Genomic DNA, 15,964 nt, shown 5'->3' on the forward strand with positions numbered 1-15,964 from the left:
CCGTAGGGGGACCCCTTGTGGGTCCCCGCCCTGGGAGTTCGGGAGGGGCACAAGACCCCTCCCTACGGATTGGGTGGGTTCTCCATAAAAAGTCTTGTGAGACTTTGCGATTGCCCTGTTTTCCTGGCCTGCCTGGCTTGACAAGAGGCGCGCTGGCCCCGAAAGTTCCCCGCCACCCGAGCACCCGCCCGCGAGCTAAGTCGTGGCGCCCGCGGTGTTTCTCACTACAGTTTTGTTCCGGCGCGCTGGCCGGGGGGCAACCTCAGTGCGCCCCCCTTACTCTTCCCCGGATCTTGCATGTACGACGCGACACTTCCTCCCCTGAAACAATTTGCTTTTCTGCCCGACTTTCCCGACCACCTGGCCGAGCTCGAGGAGCTGGCCGAGCCCGAAGACTGGGAGTACCGCTTCACCGACAGCGACTTCCCGCGCCCCATCCTCTACTCCTACATCATTCACACCTTCAATCGGATCGAGGAGGAAGGCAAAGTCGTCACCACCGACGACGGCACCGGCGCCTGCTTTGATACCGGCCTTGTGACCGAGCATCAGGAGCCCATCTACGCGATCTTTGGCGACAATAAGATCCCCGACCGGCAGCCCTGGTACTTTCAGGGTTTTGTGCGCAAAGGCGACACGCGTATGAACCGCTTTCCCACGCTGCCGGACATCGCCACCTACTTCGAGGATCCCACCGACGTGGTCTTCGATCCGCGGATGGAAGTGCGCAAAAACATCGAGCACATCATCGCCGAGAACCGCGAGCGGCTCCCCGAAGAGTTTGATGGCATGGGGGACTTCCAGCTGCAGACCCTGCTCACCGGCGGCTTTGAGAACGCCCTGGCCCGCGTGCGCCGCAACTACCGCATCGCCGTGCCGCAGTACCACCGCGGGCGCATTCAGCTCCTCTTGCCCCTCTGCCTGCGCCAGCCTTCGGAGGCCGACCTGGCTGCCGTGGTCGAGCGTCGCGAAGGCTACTACCGCGTGGCCACCTGCCTGACCCTCGACCAGGCCTACTCCAACGCCCGGCTCATCGGGCGGCTGGATGATAACTGGCTGCGCAACTGATTCATCGGTACCAGCGCTTAAAACGAACGAAGGCCACCTCCCAAAAGAGGTGGCCTTCGTATTTGCACCCTGAAACGGGCTGGCTCGCGTTGTGTTTCAATCCGCTTTGGCGATCACCCAGATGGCGTGAACGATGCCCGGGATAAAGCCCAGAATGGTCAGAAGAATGTTGATCCAGAAGGCCGTGCCCAGACCGACGGTGAGGAAGACGCCCAGGGGCGGGAGAAAGATTGCGGCGATAATTCGGATCAGGGACATCTACGGCTCCTTTCGTCATTCAGTGTGACGAGGTGCAACGGTTTTTGGGGGGGCATTTTTGCGAACACGTCGCGAAACTAGACGCAGGACGCCGCGATGCAACGTATGTGCGCCTACCCGGCCTGCTTCTTCTGGGATTGAAAAAGCTCGCGCAGGTAGCGCCCGGTCACGCTCCTCTCCACCGCCGCCACCTCCCGGGGGCTTCCGCTGGCCACGAGCTCACCGCCTCGCGGGCCGGCATCCGGGCCTAAGTCGATGACCTGGTCGCAGCGGGCGATGAAGTCGATGTTATGCTCCACCGCGATCACGGTGTGGCCGAGCTCCACGAGCTTGCGCAGCGCCACCAGCAGCACGGCCACATCTTTAAGGTGCAGACCGACGGTGGGCTCATCGAAGATAAAGAGTACCGGGTCGGTGTCGCCGCGCTTTCGGCCATCGGCGATGTAGGTCGCGAGCTTGAGGCGCTGCGCCTCACCGCCCGAATAGGTGGCGGTGGTCTGCCCCAGGCGCAGGTAGCCGAGCCCGACCTCCAGGAGCGGCTTGAGCTTTCGCTGGAGCGCGGCGTGCCCCTCAAAGAAGTCGACGGCTTCGAGCACGGTCATCTCAAAGATCTGGTCGATGGTCTTTCCGCGGTAGCGCACGCCGAGGACTTTGGGGCCAAAACGCTTGCCGCCACAGTCGTCGCAGGGCACGTCGACGTCGGCCATAAAGTGCATCTCGACGGTGACCGTGCCGGTGCCCTCGCAGACCTCACAGCGACCGCCGGAGGTGTTGAACGAAAAGTCGCCCATTGTCAGGCCCTGCCTGCGCGCGTCGTGGGTGCCGCTAAAGATTTTGCGGATGTCGTCGTAGGCCTTGGTGTAGCTCATGGCGTTGGAGCGCGAGGAACGGCCGATGGCGGACTGATCCATCATCTCGACCTCGGCAAAGCCCTCCAGGCCTTCCAGAGCGTCGAAGTGGCCGGCCTCCACCCCGCCCTGGCCGCGCAGACGGCGCCAGCCGTTAAAGAGCACGTCTTCCATCAGGGTGCTCTTCCCCGAACCGCTGACGCCTGTGATGGCTGTGATGCGCTCGTGGGGGATGTCGACGGTGAGGTCTTTGAGGTTGTGATGGCGCGCGCCCACGATGCGCACAAAGCCGGGGATGTCGGCGGTGGTCTGCGGGATCATCGCCTCACAGGCCGAGAAATCGACGCGCTCATCGAGATCAAAGCCCGAGAGCGGACCTTCGTAGGTGAGCTGCCCGCCGCCCTCCCCGCCCACCGGGCCGATCTCGAGCACGTGGTCGGCGCCCAGGATGATCTCGGGGTCGTGTTCAACCACGACCACGGTGTTGCCCAGGTCGCGCAGCCCCCGCAGCACTTCGAGCAAATTTTCGGAGTCGCGGGCGTGCAGGCCAGCGGTGGGCTCATCGAGCACATAGAGCGTGTCGGTGAGCGCGCGGCCCAGACTTGAGGTCAGGTGAATGCGCTGCATCTCCCCGCCGCTCAAGGTGCGGGACTGGCGCCCGAGCTCCAGATACCCCAGCCCCACCTCGTGCAGATAAAGCAGGCGGTGGGTGATCTCGGCCAGCAGCGGCTCGATGCGGGCGCGCACATGCGGTGCGAGCTCCATCACGTCGAAGAAGGCCAGGGCCTGCTCGATGCGCATCTCCCAAAAATCGCTGATGAGGCGTCCGGCAAAACGCACGTTTCGGGCGTCGGGGTGCAGGCGCGTGCCCTCGCAGTCTTCGCAGGTGTCGTAGCCGCGGTAGCGCGCCAGCATGATGCGCACGTCGGTGCGGTGCTGCTTCTTCTGCAGAGCTTTGAAGAATTTTGCGATGCCCGGGTAGCCTTTGCCCCCGAAACGCACAAAACGCTTATGCTCCTCGGCCAGATCGCCGTAGGGGATGTCGATGGGGATGCCGGCGTTGCGGCAAGCTTCCATCATCTTTTTATGCTGGGTTTTGTATTTCGGGGTCTGAAAACAGGCCACCGCCCCGTCTTCCAGGGTCACCCGGGGGTTGGGGATGACCCGGGCGTAGTCCACGCCCATGGTTTTGCCAAAACCGGTGCAGGTCGGGCAGGCGCCCACCGAGCTGTTGAAGCTAAAGAGCGCCGGCTGGGGCTCGACCATGTCGCGGCCGCAGCTGTTGCAACGAAAGGCCTGGTCGAAGACCCGGGGCGCCTCCTCCTTGCGGTGCTCAAAGACCTCCACGCGACCTCGGCCGAGCCCCATGGCGGCCTCGACGGCCTCGGCGATGCGCATGCGCTCGTCGGCGCGCAGCACCAGGCGGTCCACGACCACCGGGAAGGCCTCCATATCGAGCAGGCTCTCCACCCCACTCTCGGTCACATCGACGGTCTCATGGTCGATGTAGAGGCGGCGGTAGCCCTGCCCCACGAGGTGTTCCAGCAGCAGCGCGCGCTGCGAGGCTTCTTCGGGGGCGACGCTCGCCACCAGGATGAGGCGCGTGCCCTCCTCAAGTTCATCGAGCAGGCGATCGACGACCTCGGCCGGGTTATCGCGGCTTACCTCCACGCCACAATCCGGGCAGCTGGTGACGCCGACGTGGGTGTAGATCAGGTGCAGGTGATCATCGATCTCGGTGACCGTGCCCACGGTGGAGCGGGCGTTGCTCACCTCGTTCTTCTGACGCAGCGCGATGGCCGGTGGCACGTTGCTGATCGCGTCGATGGGCGGCCTGGGCAGGCGCTGCAAGAACTGGCGCGCGTAGGTCGAGAGCGACTCGGTGTAGCGCCGCTGTCCCTCGGCGTAGAGGGTGTCAAAGGCCAGGCTGGATTTGCCCGAGCCGCTCACCCCGGTCACCACCGTCAGGCAGTTATGGGGGATGGTGCAGCTGATCTGCTTGAGATTATGGGTGCGAACACCTTTAAGACGGACGGCGTCCATAGACTGCGCTCACGGGTACGGAAGGAGGATCGTTCGGGGCACGTCCGGCACACGGGCGCGCTGCTACGGGCGGCTAACGGCTCAAATCGCTCACAGATTCCAGCGCCTCGCGCTCATCGCTAAGCTCCCCGGCGTCGCCTGCGAGCGCGGCGGCCTCCTCAAGGTAGACGCGGGCCTGCAGGGGCTGGCCGAGCTGAATGTGGGCATGGGCCAGCAGCCGTTTTGCGCGGGCCTGCTCCACCGGATCGGAGGAAGGGGCCTCGGCCAGGGCACGCGACGCGTAGGCCAGCGCCTCAAAAGGTCGGGCCTGGGTGACGAGCGCGCGCAGGCGAAGCTGCACCAGGCGAGCGGGCCCGTCGACGACCTCGTCATGGTAGAAGGCCGAGGCCTCCGACTGCAGAAGGCGCTCCAGCTCTTCGAAGTGGCCCACGTTGAGCAGGTAATCGCCCAGACGGACCAGCACCTCCAGATGCTCCACCGGGCCGGGGGCAGCCGCGAGTTCTTCGCGCAGCGCGGCTTCCTGCTCGGGAGCCGGCGTGGCCAGCGATGTGGCGAGCGCGTTGATCAGGCGCAGCCGGCCCTGCTCAAAAGGCGCGAGCTCCGCCGCGTGGTATTGCAGCAGATGGTTGGCGAGGCTTGCACGGTAGGCCAGTGAGGCCTCCGGGTTGCTCAGCGCCATGACCAGAAGTCCGCGCGTGGCCTGGGCCTCAAAGGCATCGGACTGGGCGCAGCGCTCCAGGTGGTAACGGGCCGCGGGCGTATCGCCGGCGTAGGCGGCGACCTCACCGGTGAGGCAATGCGAGCGGTCGCGGAAACCAAAGAGCGCGTCGCCGCGGGCGTGCACGCGCTGGAGCACATCGATCGCACGCCGGGTCTCATCCAGGGTGAGTAAGAGCGGAGTGAGTCGGCGAGCGATCTCGCGGGCGGCTTCGCGTTCATCGCCGCGGGAGGTTTGTGCAAAAAGCGCGTCGAGCGCGTCGACGTGAGCCTTGAGCTCATCGAGGGTGCGGGCCTGGCGAGCGGCCACCTCCAGGACTTCGGCGCGCACCATCGGGGCGACCTCGTCGGAGAGTTCTTTGAAGATGGCCAGCGCGCGTGCGCTCATGCGCCGCGCTTCATCCGGCGCTCCGGCTCCCAGATGGGCGCGGGCGGTCAGCGCCAGCGCCCGCGCGCTTAACACGCGCCCCCCCTCACTGATGGCGAGGTTTGTGGGCAGATCTTCAAGCTCTCGACCGATGCGCTCGCCAAGCTCCTGCGCGACGGCGAACTCGCCACGGGCCAGCGCGAGCTCCAGCGAAAGGAGGTTGACCGAGATGCGTTGCAGCCCGCCGAAATCCCGGGCTTGCTCCAGGGCCTGCACCTGCAGCTCGGAGCCAAGCCGGGAGTTGCCACGCATGATCTCGGCGTGAGCGCGGTAGAGGTTGACGCGGGCGGCGTGCAGCGGGCTCTCCGGGGGCTCAAGCCCGGCGAGTTCTTCGAAGCGGCGGGCCTGGTAGAGACGCTCGGCCAGCGCCAGAGAGGCGTCAAACCCGGTGGTGCGCTGGTACTGCTGACGCGCCGCGCTCATCGCGCTCTCGGTGAGCGAGATGGCGATGCGATCGAAGCCTCGAAGATCGAAAGAATCGGCCAGCTGCAGCAGCACTCCCGGCGCATAGCCACGCTCCAGCGAGACGTTGAGCAGCTTGAAGGCCTCATCGAGCTGCGCGGCGACCTCTTCGGGGCGCTGCGACTCCACGTCGATGGCCGCCCCTAAGAGCTGCGCCTGGGCGTGGGTGATGCGCCAGGGCCCTGAGCGAGGGGCGCGCGTGGTGATGAACGCAAGCGCCTCGCGCGCCCGGCCGAGCTCGCCGCGTTGCAGAAAACGGTAGGCGGCCCGAAAGAGCGGCTCCACGCTGGCCGGCTCGGCGAAGTAGCGCCCGGCGACGCTCTCGCAGAGGTGGGCGAGCTCGGAGGCGGTGCCCTCCTCGCCAGCAAAGAGGGTCTCGGCGCAGATGCCCGAGAGCGCGCCGTCGATGCGGTCATCGAGCAACGCGAGCGAGCTGCGGGCGCTGGCGCGTAGCACGGTCTCGCCAAGCTCCACGACCTCCTGGCCGCCGTAGGGGCGCGCCTGGTAGCGCTCCAGGGCGGCCAGCAGCAGCGCGTCCCAGGCGCGCAGCGCGTGGGCGCGGGCCTGAAGATCGGCCCAGGCGCGCTCGCCAGGTGCCGGGGCGCCTTCGACGCCCAGGACCATCTGCAGGGCGCGGGCCATCATCTCCTGCTCGGGTCGGCGAAGCTCCTGATGGTCGCGTTCCCAGCGGCGGTACGCCCGGAGCGCGGCGTCGGTGGCCCCGCTCACATAAAAGGCGTAGGCCGCATCAAGGGCCAGTTTGCTCTCCAGGCGCTGGCTGCCGGCGTCGGCAAAGCCCTGCCTGGCGAGCTCCAAAAGCTCTTCGGCCTGCTGAAAGTCGCCATTTTTAAGGGCGATCAGCGCGCGGATGCGCGCGACTTCGCCGGCGCGCAGGGGATCTTCGATGCGCTGCACCTCGACCAGCGCGCGGGCCATACGGGCCTGCGCGCGCTCCAGACCGCCGTCGCGGCCGGCCCAGATCGAGGCCAGCGCGCCGAGCTGGTAGGCGCGGGCCCGGCCCAGCTCGCGCTGGGGGGATGGCCAGCGACCAAAAAGCGACGCGGCACGCTCAGCATAGATCACCACCGCGTCCCACTGCCCTTCATAGGCATAGGCGCGAGCGATAGCGAGCGCGGCGTCCGCCCCGAACCCCTCCACTCCGATAGCCGCCCCTCGCCGCATCCAGGCGCCGAAGCCCGCGGCGGCCTCCAGATCGAGCAGGCGCAGCTCGGCGCCCCGCTCCGATCCATCGACGTTAAGCCCGGGGATCTGGCGCAGGAGGTAGGCGGCCTTGAGCGGGTGGCCCTGGTACATCGCCACAAGCGCCTGCAGCGCCTGCCGGCGATGCGCTAACGTGGCGTCGGCGCCCAGCCGAAACCCCGACTCGGCCAGCGCCGGACGTTGGGCGGCCGGTCCAAATCCGGGCGCCAGCGCACCGGAGCTCAGCCCGAGCATCAGGTCGTTGCCGGCGTCGGCGACCAGCAGCTCCGCGCCGCGCCCTGCCCCAACCTCTCGCAGCTCGGCCATCGTGCGCACATTCAGCGCTTCGCCGCTCTCCACAGCCTCCAGGAGCCCCTCGGTGGGCATGCCCATCGCGGTGTAGGTGGCCATCCGCGGAAGCGCGTCGCTCACCGGGCCTTCGCGAAGCACCAGGTACGGCCCCTGGCCCGCGTCAAAGCGCTGGGTGGCGTTAACGACGCCCTCGGCGTCCACCTCCAGGGTACCCACGATGCGCTCGGCCAGGCTGGCCTCGGGCGCGTCGCCCTGCGCGCGCAGGACTACCGCGCTCTCCACGCCCTCGGGGAGCGGCCCCACCCAGCGGATCTCCTCGCTCTGGCCCCCGGCCCACAGCCCCACCGTGCTCGCCAGGAGCTCATCGTCGAGGGTGTCGGCAAAACGCACCTCCGGGGTGCCCACCATCGCCAGGTTAAACCACGCGACAGGCACCTCGGTCAGCGGCAGAAGCTCCCCGCTGCGCTCACCCGTGGGAACCACCTCAAAGGCCTGCACCGCCTCGTGATGGGTCACCAGCGCGTAGCGCTTAAGGGGCTGGCCCTGGGCGGCGACCACAAACCATCGCCCCGAGGGGTCTTTGGTCAGCGAAGCACCGAGCTCTTTGAAGGGCGCTGCGGCAAGATCGCCCTCCACGCGCACCACATCACGGCAGCCGCCGAGCAGGGAGACCGCAACCACGCCGCAGAGCGCGGCGCGTGAGAGGCGCGCAAGCCACGTCATGCCGAGACCTCGTCTTTGAGTTCTGTGTCAGAAGTCGGTGCTGCGGATGCCGCCGGTTTTGATGCGGCGTTGGCATCTTTGGAGGCGCCGCCTTTGGCCATCGCCGTCTTAACGCGCTCGCGGCGCATCGGCTCGTCGATGAGGTGGCAGGCCACATAATGGCCCGGCTCGGCCTGCTCAAAGCGCGGGACCTCCATCGCGCAGCGCTCCCAGGCGTAGGGGCAGCGCGTATGGAACACGCACCCCGAGGGCGGGTTCAAGGGGCTGGGCACATCGCCCTGCAGCACGATGCGCTGGCGGGTCTTTTCCACTTCCGGGTCGGGGATGGGCACCGCCGAGATCAGCGCTTCGGTATAGGGGTGAAGCGGGTTGTCGTAGATCTCGCGACCGTCGGCCAGCTCCGCCATCTTGCCCAGATACATCACGGCGATGCGATCCGAGATATGACGCACCGCCGCCAGGTCGTGGGCGATGAAGAGGTAGGTCAGGTTGAACTCTTTTTGCAGATCCTCCATCAGGTTCATGATCTGCGCCTGAATCGAGACATCGAGCGCGCTGATGGGCTCGTCGCACACGATAAAGCGCGGCTCACAGGCCAGCGCGCGCGCAATGCCGATGCGCTGGCGCTGCCCGCCGGAGAATTCGTGGGGGTAGCGACGGATAAAGCGCGGGTCGAGCCCCACGATCTCCATCAGCTCCTGCACGCGCTCGCGGGCGGCCTTGCCGCTGGCGAGCTTATGGACCTTGAGCGGCTCGGCGATGATATCGCCCACGGTCATCCGCGGGTTGAGCGAGCCGTAGGGGTCCTGGAAGATCATCTGCAGGTCGCGGCGCAGCGGGTGCAGCTCGTTCTCCGGAAGCTCACAGAGGTTCTTGCCGTCAAAGACGACCTTTCCCTCGGTGGGCCGGTAGAGCTGGATGATGGAGCGACCGGTGGTCGACTTCCCGCAGCCCGACTCACCCACGAGCCCGAGGGTTTCGCCCTCGTAGATCTCAAAGTTCAGCCCGTCGACGGCGCGCACCCGGTTGACCTCCCGGCGCACCAGCGCGCCGCGGTAGACCGGAAAGTGCATCTTGAGGTTTTCGATCGATAAGAGCGTCTCTGCCATTACGACCTCCCTTCGGCGTCGAGCTCGGCCAGCGTCGTTTCGTTGATGGAGCCGCGTCCCGCGAGCTCCTCGACCCGGGTTACCCGGGCGGTGGAGGCCTTGGAGCCCAGGCGAGCCTGGTAGACCTCGGAGGCGCGCCAGCAGGCCGAGCGGTGACCGGGGGCCACCTCAAAGAGCGGCGGCCGCTCGCTGTGGCATTTCGAGACCGCCCAGGCGCAGCGCGGCGCAAAGGGGCAGCCGGGGATCGGCTTGGAGGTATCCGGCGGACGCCCCTCAATGGGGATCAGCCGCTCCTCGTGGCCGCGGTCCAGGCGCGGCACGCTTTTCAGAAGCCCCACGGTGTAGGGGTGCCCCGGGCTCTCAAAGAGTTTGTCGGCGGCGGTCACCTCCATCACGCGACCGGCGTACATCACGATGATGCGGTCGGCCATGCCGGCCACAACGCCTAAGTCGTGGGTGATGACGATGACGCTTGTGCCCAGGTCGGTACGCAGGTCTTTGATGAGCTCCAGGATCTGCGCCTGAATCGTCACGTCGAGCGCCGTGGTGGGCTCGTCGGCGATCAAGAGCTTCGGCTCACACAGAAGCGCCATCGCGATCATCACGCGCTGGCGCATCCCGCCGGAGAACTGGTGGGGATACTGGTCGATGCGCTCGCGCGGCCCGGGAATGCCCACCTTCTCGAGCATGGCGATGGCCTTCTCGCGGGCCTCCTCCTTGCTCAAGCCCTGGTGGGTCTGCAAGGGCTCGATGAGCTGACGCGAGATCTTCAAGAAAGGGTTGAGGCTCGACATCGGGTCCTGCCAGATCATCGAGATCTCATTTCCCCGAATACTCCTCAGCTGCTTCTTACTCGCCCCGAGCAGATCGCGCCCATCGAAGGTCACCTCCCCGCCGGCGATGCGGCCCGGTGGTGAGGGGATCAGCCCCAGGATCGAGATCTGGCAGACGGATTTGCCCGAGCCGGACTCACCGACCACGCCCACGCATTCGCCGCGCTTGATCTCAAAGCTCACCCCGTCGACGGCGCGAACTTCACCGTCGTCGGTATCAAAGTAGGTCTTTAAGTCGCGGACCTTCAGGAGCACGTCGTCGGTGCCCGGGGTGCCGCTGGTCTCGTCGCTCTTCACGTCAGTCCTTACGCAACTGCGGGTCGAGCGCGTCACGCAGCCCGTCCCCTACGAAGTTCAAGCTCAAGAGGGTGATCGCCAGCGCCGCCCCCGGGTAGATGATCAGCCAGGGGGCCGTCTCCATCAGCTGGCGGCCTTCGCTGGCCAGCGCGCCCCAGGAGGTCATCGGCGCCTGCACGCCCAGCCCCAGGAAGGAGAGGAAAGCCTCTTCCAGCATCACCGCCGGCACCGTCAGCGTAGCGTACACGATGATGGGGCCCAGGGCGTTGGGGATCAGGTGGCGGAAGATGATGTTGAATTTGGAGACGCCGATGGTCTGAGCGGCCTCCACAAACTCCTGACCTTTGAGGCTGATGACCTGCCCGCGCACAATGCGCGCCATGGTCAGCCACTGCACCGCACCCAGCGCGATGAAGAGCAGGAAGATGTTTTGGCCAAACACCACCATCAAGAGGATGACCAGGAACATAAAGGGCAGCCCGTACATGATGTCGACCACCCGCATCATCAGGTTGTCGACCTTGCCGCCCACAAAGCCTGCGGTGGCCCCGTAGCTCACCCCGATCACAAAGGAGACGAAGGTCGCCAGGAGCCCTACCGCAAGCGAGATGCGCGCCCCGAAGAGCATGCGGCTCAACAGATCGCGGCCAAGCTGGTCGGTGCCCAACCAGTTGCGCTGGGGCCGGGGCAAACCCTCAAACTGCTCGGGGGTAATATAGCCCTGACCCTCGGTGTCCATACGCGCCAGGATGTCGCGGGCCTCCCCGCGGCTGACGATATCGACCAGGCGGCCGGCGTCTTCAAAATGCAGCAGCCCCGCCTCGTCGGCGTCGCAGGCGAAGACGTCGGGGTGGTCGATCGGCGCCATATTGCGCTTGATCACCGACCACTGCCGACACGCCGGGATGAACTCGGTTGGCGAGGGCATTGAGAAGGGAGCCGCGGCGTACTCGTCGTAGTTCAGCGCCCCGTCGCCGTCGCGATCGATGCGCTCAAACTCCCAGTGTTTGTACGCCAGCTCGATCTCATCGGCGTCGACACGGCCGTCGCCATTGGCGTCGATCTTCTCAAAGGACCACACCTCTTTGCTCAGCCGCCCGTAGTGGGTCGAGGGCACGCTGTAGGCCCCCGGGGGGCGCGGCACCACGTAGCTGTGCTGCTCCTCCTGGGTAAAGCGCGTGCCGTACTTCACAAAGAGGGGGTAGAAGATGGCGAAGCTCGCCATGATCGCCACGATGATCAGCCCGCCCATCGCCGCGCGGTTTTTCTTGAGCCGGCGAAAGGCGTCTTTCCAGAGGCTGGTGCCCTCAACGAGCTCGTCCTTATGTGGCGAGGGCTCGGGGGCGGCGGAGGCAGGACGCACATCGCCGTCGCTGCCTGTGGGGGGAAGATTTGCCGTCATAATTGCTCTCTCAGTCGTCGTAGCTGACCCGCGGGTCGAGCACCGTGTAGAGGATGTCGACGACCAGGTTCAAAACCACCAGCAGCGAGGAGTAGAGGATGATCGTACCCAGCACCAGGTTGTAGTCCCGGTTGAGCGCCGAGCGCACAAAGTGGGTGCCCACGCCGGGCAGGTTGAAGATCTCCTCGACCACCACCGAGCCCGTCAGAAGCGCCGCAAAGGCCGGTCCCAGGTAGCTGACCACCGGCAGAAGCGCGCCCTTGAGCGCGTGGCGCAAGACCACGATCTGCTCGGTCAGCCCCTTGGCCCGCGCGGTGCGGATGTAATCCTTGCGGATCACCTCCAGCATGCCCCCGCGGGTCAGGCGCGCGATGTAGGCCGCGTAGAAAAGCCCCAGTGTAATGGAGGGCAACACGCTGTCGGACCAGCTCTCCCAGCCCACCGCGGTGAACCACCCCAGCTTGAGCGAGAAGAGCATGATCAGAAGCGGCCCCAGCACGAAGTTCGGGATGCTCACCCCGACCATCGCCACGGTCATCACCCCGTAATCGGGCATTGTATTCTGGCGCAGCCCGGCGATAAGCCCGGCCGGCACGCCGATCAGAAGCGCGATGAGCAGCGCCTGAATGCCCAGCTGAATCGTGTAGGGGAGCGCCGAGCCCAGGGTCTCAATGACCGTGCGGTCGGTGACCATCGAGCCGCCCAGGCTGCCCTGAAGCAGCGTGGAGACGTAGATCACGTACTGCGTCTCGCTCCACTCCGAGAGGGGCAGGACCTCGATCGGGCCCAGCACCAGGCTTCCGGCCGACTCCCAGTACTGGCAGCCCTCCAGAGGCGTGAGCGGCGGGGGGTTATGCACCGGAAAGATCGGGCGGTCGAGCGCGTGCTCTTTAATACAGGCGCAGGCGTTGGCCTCGCGCTCCTGCAGACAGGGGTTACTGGGGGCCTGGCGGGTGATCCACAGCGAGAGGGTGATGATGATCAAAATCACCACCACCGAGCTGAGGAGGCGCCGGATGATAAAGCGGGTCACTGCACTCTCCGCGTTCGTCCAGGGGGGGGAGCAGGCCGACCGGAACGGTCGGGCGCTCAAAAAAGCGGGCCGCTTCAAGGGGCGAGTGACGCCCCTTTTGGGGGCTTACTCGGCGGCTTCGTTGCCTTCGGCGGCGGGGGCCTCGGGCAAGCTCATGTACTTCAAGAGGTGGATGTCGCGGTTATGGGGCTCAAAGCCTTTCAAGAATCGCGAAACCAGCACGTTGTTGGTGTAGTAGTAGACCGGAATGACCGGGCCGCGCTCGAGCACAATCGCCTCGGCCTGCGCCAGCAGCTCCATGCGTTTTGCCGGGTCGCGCTCGGCGCGGGCCTGGTTGAGCAGCGTGTCGTACTCCTCGTCGCTCCAGCCGGTGTTGTTGTTGCCGTTGCCCGTCTCCCACATGTCCAGGAATGTCATCGGGTCGTTGTAGTCGCCAATCCAGCCGGCGCGCGCGATCTCGTAGTTCATCGAGGAGACGTCCTGCAGGTAGGTGCGCCACTCCTTGTTCACGAGCTGAATGTCGACTCCTAAGTTGCGCTTCCACATCGACTGCACGGCCTCGGCAATCAGCTTGTGGTTCTCATCGACGTTGTAGAGGAGCTGAATGCGCGGGAAGCCCTCCCCGTCCGGGTAGCCGGCCTCGGCCAGAAGCTCTTTAGCGCGGGCCACATCGTAGGTGATGCCCTCACCGGGCGACGCGTAGCCGGGCAGGCCCTGGGGCACGAAGTGGTTGGCCACGGTGAAGAGGTTGTTCATCGTGTCTTCCACCAACGAGCGGCTGTCCACTGACATCGCCAGCGCCTGGCGCACGCGATTGTCGGTCAGCGGGCTCTCCTCGTCGGTGACGTTGATGCGGTAGTAGTAGGTGCCCAGCATCGGCTCCTGCAGATAATCCGGGTGCGTCAGAAGCCCCGTGATCTGCGCCACCGGCAGGCTCGTCCCGCTCCAGTGCAACTCGCCAGTACGGTACGCGTTCACCGCCGCGTTGGTGTCCTGGATGATGCGAATGCGCGCCTGATCGAGCGCCACGTTGGCCTTATCCCAATAGTTCTCGCTCTTCTTGAGCATCAGGTCCTGCTGCTCGCGGTAGCTCTCCAGCTCGTAGGGACCGTTGGTGATGATGTTCTCGGGGCGAGTCCAGTCGTTGCCCTTTTCTTCGACAAGATCCATGGGGACCGGGAAGAAGGTGTAGAAGGCCACGAGCTCCGGGAAATAGGGAGTGGGCTGGGTCAGCGTCACCTCCAGGGTGCGGTCATCAACAACCTTAACCCCAACCTCGCTCCAATCGGTAACCTCGCCCTTCGAGAAGCCCTCGGCGTTTTGAATCACCCACATAAAGCTCTGGTAATCGCTGGGGAAATCGGGGGTGAGCACCCGGCGCCAGGAGCGCTCAAAGTCGGTGGCCGTCACGGCCTTGCCGTTGGACCATTTGGCGTCTTCGCGCAGCTTAAAGGTGTAAGTGCGACCGTCTTCGCTGAGCTCATACGACTCCGCAACGCCCGGCACCACAAGCTCGCTCGCGTCGTCGAGGCCCTCGGTGGTCGGCCCCGGCATCATCAGGCCCTCAAAGAGGTTGAAGGCGATGCGCCCTTCCGGCGCGCCGCTCATCCGCCCCGGATCGAGGGTCTGGGGGTCGGCGGCCACCGCGAAGGTGAACATCTCAGCCTCGGAGCCGGCCACGAACTCGGCCTGACCGCCTTTGGCCTGCCCCTCACCACCGGCGGTGGGCTGCTTCTTATCACAGCCCCACACGCTCAGCGCCATCGCCCCTACCAGCGCGCCAGCCAGCGCGCGCTTACCCATCGTCTTTGCGGAAATTCTCACCATCGTCTCAACCTCAGCGCCGTTGCGATTTGACTGAATTTTCTCTCAGTTAAGCGGGCTTGGTTGTACTGGCAGCGGGCCTCGGGTGTCAATCCGGCGGTGTGGGTGGTGGTGAGGCGTCGGGGTACTCTGGGAGAGCGCGAGCCTCCGGGGTGGTCACGGGACGCCGCTCGCCATAGGGTAAGGATCCCTGCCACACGACCTCATCCGGGCTTCGGATGTGCCCGCTCCCATTTCTCGAGATGCCATGATGATTTTGGAAAACCGCCTCAGCCTGCCCTCCTCCTCCGCAATGGGTCGTGCCGTGTTTGCGGCGCTCGTAGGGACGATGCTCGGCGCATGTTCGCACGCCTCCCGCGCCCCGGAGGCTTCATCCGGGCCGAACGCGTCACCGCCTGTGCCACTGCCACCCGCTGAAGCGAGCATCGATGACGCAATCCTCGTCAGCTGGGTGGACGCGCCAGACGCCTTGAGTCCACAGGCCCGCCAGGAGCTTCTGGGTGCAGAGTGTGAGCAGGGAGACGTGCAAGCCTGCATCTACGCTGGCGCGCTCGTTGAAAACTGGGAGTCGCTGCGCGGCTACTGCGCGATGGGCACCCATGAGGCCTGCGCGATCCTGGGTAGCTACGCGCCCTACGACGCTACGATGGCCAACGCGCACGCAATGACCGGCGCGCATATGTTGTACCGCACGTTGACGCTGGCCAGGCCCGCCGATGCGCCGGGGACGTTGGATACTGACGTGCGCCAAGCGCTCTACGACGCCACGATTCATACCGACGACCCGTGGATTCGCCGTCAGATGAACTTTTTTGGACATCGCGCGCTCCTCGGTCGCTGCCAGGCGGCGCTCGACCGGCTCGAAGCCGAGCCCGGCAATCAGGACGCTGCTGCGATGGCCGGAAACCTCTGCGGCTACGCGCTCGACGCCATGAACGCGACCTCCGTCATGGTGGAGGACGATGCGTTTACGGTGGCCGCCCTGGCCGAGACCTCTCGCATCTACGGACGCCTCGCCAGGGCCATCGACGCGATGCTGCCCGCCAACGCCGCCCGCGCCTCCGGTGAAGCGGCCGACGCCGATGAGCGGGTCGCGCAGTACTATGAAAACTCCGATGAGGCCTACGCACGCGCAGCAGAGGTCATGAAGGCGTGTGGGTGCGGGCATTGGGCGTTGATCGAGGATTTTGTTCGCTGAACACGATCCAAACACGTGACCCGACGACTCGTCGCCTGAACATGCTCCCCCACCCGGGGTGGGGTCGAGGCGATGCCTTATCAAAAAACACCCATCCGATGGGGGGTCGAGGGGGTGCTCAAGGTCTCCAGCTCTCATTTTATGCGAGCCGAAGGCCCCCATTGTGCCAACCTGTCACACTCAGCCCCCCCCCCTGCTGACAATGCCCGG

General features: G+C 65.7%; 9 protein-coding genes and 2 pseudogenes. 2 read left to right on the forward strand and 9 right to left on the reverse strand.

Annotation, left to right across the window (positions count from 1 at the left end):
* Nucleotides 1-297 precede the first annotated feature (297 nt).
* Nucleotides 298-1,068 carry a DUF3825 domain-containing protein gene (locus tag FRC98_RS08770; protein WP_146980922.1) on the forward strand — a complete coding sequence of 257 codons (771 nt, stop codon included), beginning with the start codon at nucleotides 298-300 and terminating at the stop codon, nucleotides 1,066-1,068.
* A gap of 96 nt (nucleotides 1,069-1,164) precedes the next feature.
* Here FRC98_RS08770 and FRC98_RS08775 read toward each other — a convergent pair whose 3' ends face one another.
* The 9 genes and pseudogenes from FRC98_RS08775 to FRC98_RS08820 form a co-directional block, all read right to left on the reverse strand.
* Nucleotides 1,165-1,326 carry a YqaE/Pmp3 family membrane protein gene (locus tag FRC98_RS08775; protein WP_146980923.1) on the reverse strand — a complete coding sequence of 54 codons (162 nt, stop codon included), beginning with the start codon at nucleotides 1,324-1,326 and terminating at the stop codon, nucleotides 1,165-1,167.
* A 113-nt stretch (nucleotides 1,327-1,439) separates the two neighbouring features.
* A complete protein-coding gene (uvrA, locus tag FRC98_RS08780; protein WP_146980924.1) occupies nucleotides 1,440-4,217 on the reverse strand; it encodes an excinuclease ABC subunit UvrA in 2,778 nt (925 codons plus the stop codon).
* 73 nt (nucleotides 4,218-4,290) lie between these two features.
* The gene (locus FRC98_RS08785; protein WP_146980925.1) at nucleotides 4,291-8,058 is read right to left on the reverse strand and encodes an ATP-binding protein; all 3,768 of its coding nucleotides are present in this window, start codon (nucleotides 8,056-8,058) and stop codon (nucleotides 4,291-4,293) included.
* Nucleotides 8,055-9,167 (reverse strand): ABC transporter ATP-binding protein, encoded by a 1,113-nt coding sequence (locus FRC98_RS08790; RefSeq protein WP_146980926.1) that lies wholly within the window; start codon nucleotides 9,165-9,167, stop codon nucleotides 8,055-8,057. The genes FRC98_RS08785 and FRC98_RS08790 overlap by 4 nt, the downstream gene beginning before the upstream one ends.
* Nucleotides 9,167-10,297 (reverse strand): ABC transporter ATP-binding protein, encoded by a 1,131-nt coding sequence (locus FRC98_RS08795; protein WP_146980927.1) that lies wholly within the window; start codon nucleotides 10,295-10,297, stop codon nucleotides 9,167-9,169. The genes FRC98_RS08790 and FRC98_RS08795 overlap by 1 nt, the downstream gene beginning before the upstream one ends.
* Nucleotide 10,298: 1 nt before the next feature.
* Nucleotides 10,299-10,970: pseudogene (locus FRC98_RS22175) on the reverse strand (ABC transporter permease); the annotation flags it as partial.
* Between the two features lie 348 nt (nucleotides 10,971-11,318).
* A pseudogene (locus FRC98_RS22180) lies at nucleotides 11,319-11,699 on the reverse strand (hypothetical protein); the annotation flags it as partial.
* 10 nt (nucleotides 11,700-11,709) lie between these two features.
* On the reverse strand, nucleotides 11,710-12,732 hold the full coding sequence (locus tag FRC98_RS08815; protein ID WP_146980928.1) for an ABC transporter permease: 1,023 nt from the start codon (nucleotides 12,730-12,732) through the stop codon (nucleotides 11,710-11,712).
* A 105-nt stretch (nucleotides 12,733-12,837) separates the two neighbouring features.
* Nucleotides 12,838-14,559: a peptide ABC transporter substrate-binding protein gene (locus tag FRC98_RS08820; RefSeq protein ID WP_146980929.1), complete on the reverse strand. Its 1,722-nt coding sequence runs from the start codon at nucleotides 14,557-14,559 to the stop codon at nucleotides 12,838-12,840.
* Nucleotides 14,560-14,803: 244 nt separating this feature from the next.
* Between FRC98_RS08820 and FRC98_RS08825 the strand changes: the two genes are divergently transcribed.
* Nucleotides 14,804-15,754 carry a hypothetical protein gene (locus tag FRC98_RS08825; RefSeq protein ID WP_146980930.1) on the forward strand — a complete coding sequence of 317 codons (951 nt, stop codon included), beginning with the start codon at nucleotides 14,804-14,806 and terminating at the stop codon, nucleotides 15,752-15,754.
* Nucleotides 15,755-15,964: the final 210 nt, after the last annotated feature.

It is taken from the genome of Lujinxingia vulgaris (genome assembly GCF_007997015.1).
Taxonomy (GTDB): domain Bacteria; phylum Myxococcota_A; class Bradymonadia; order Bradymonadales; family Bradymonadaceae; genus Lujinxingia; species Lujinxingia vulgaris.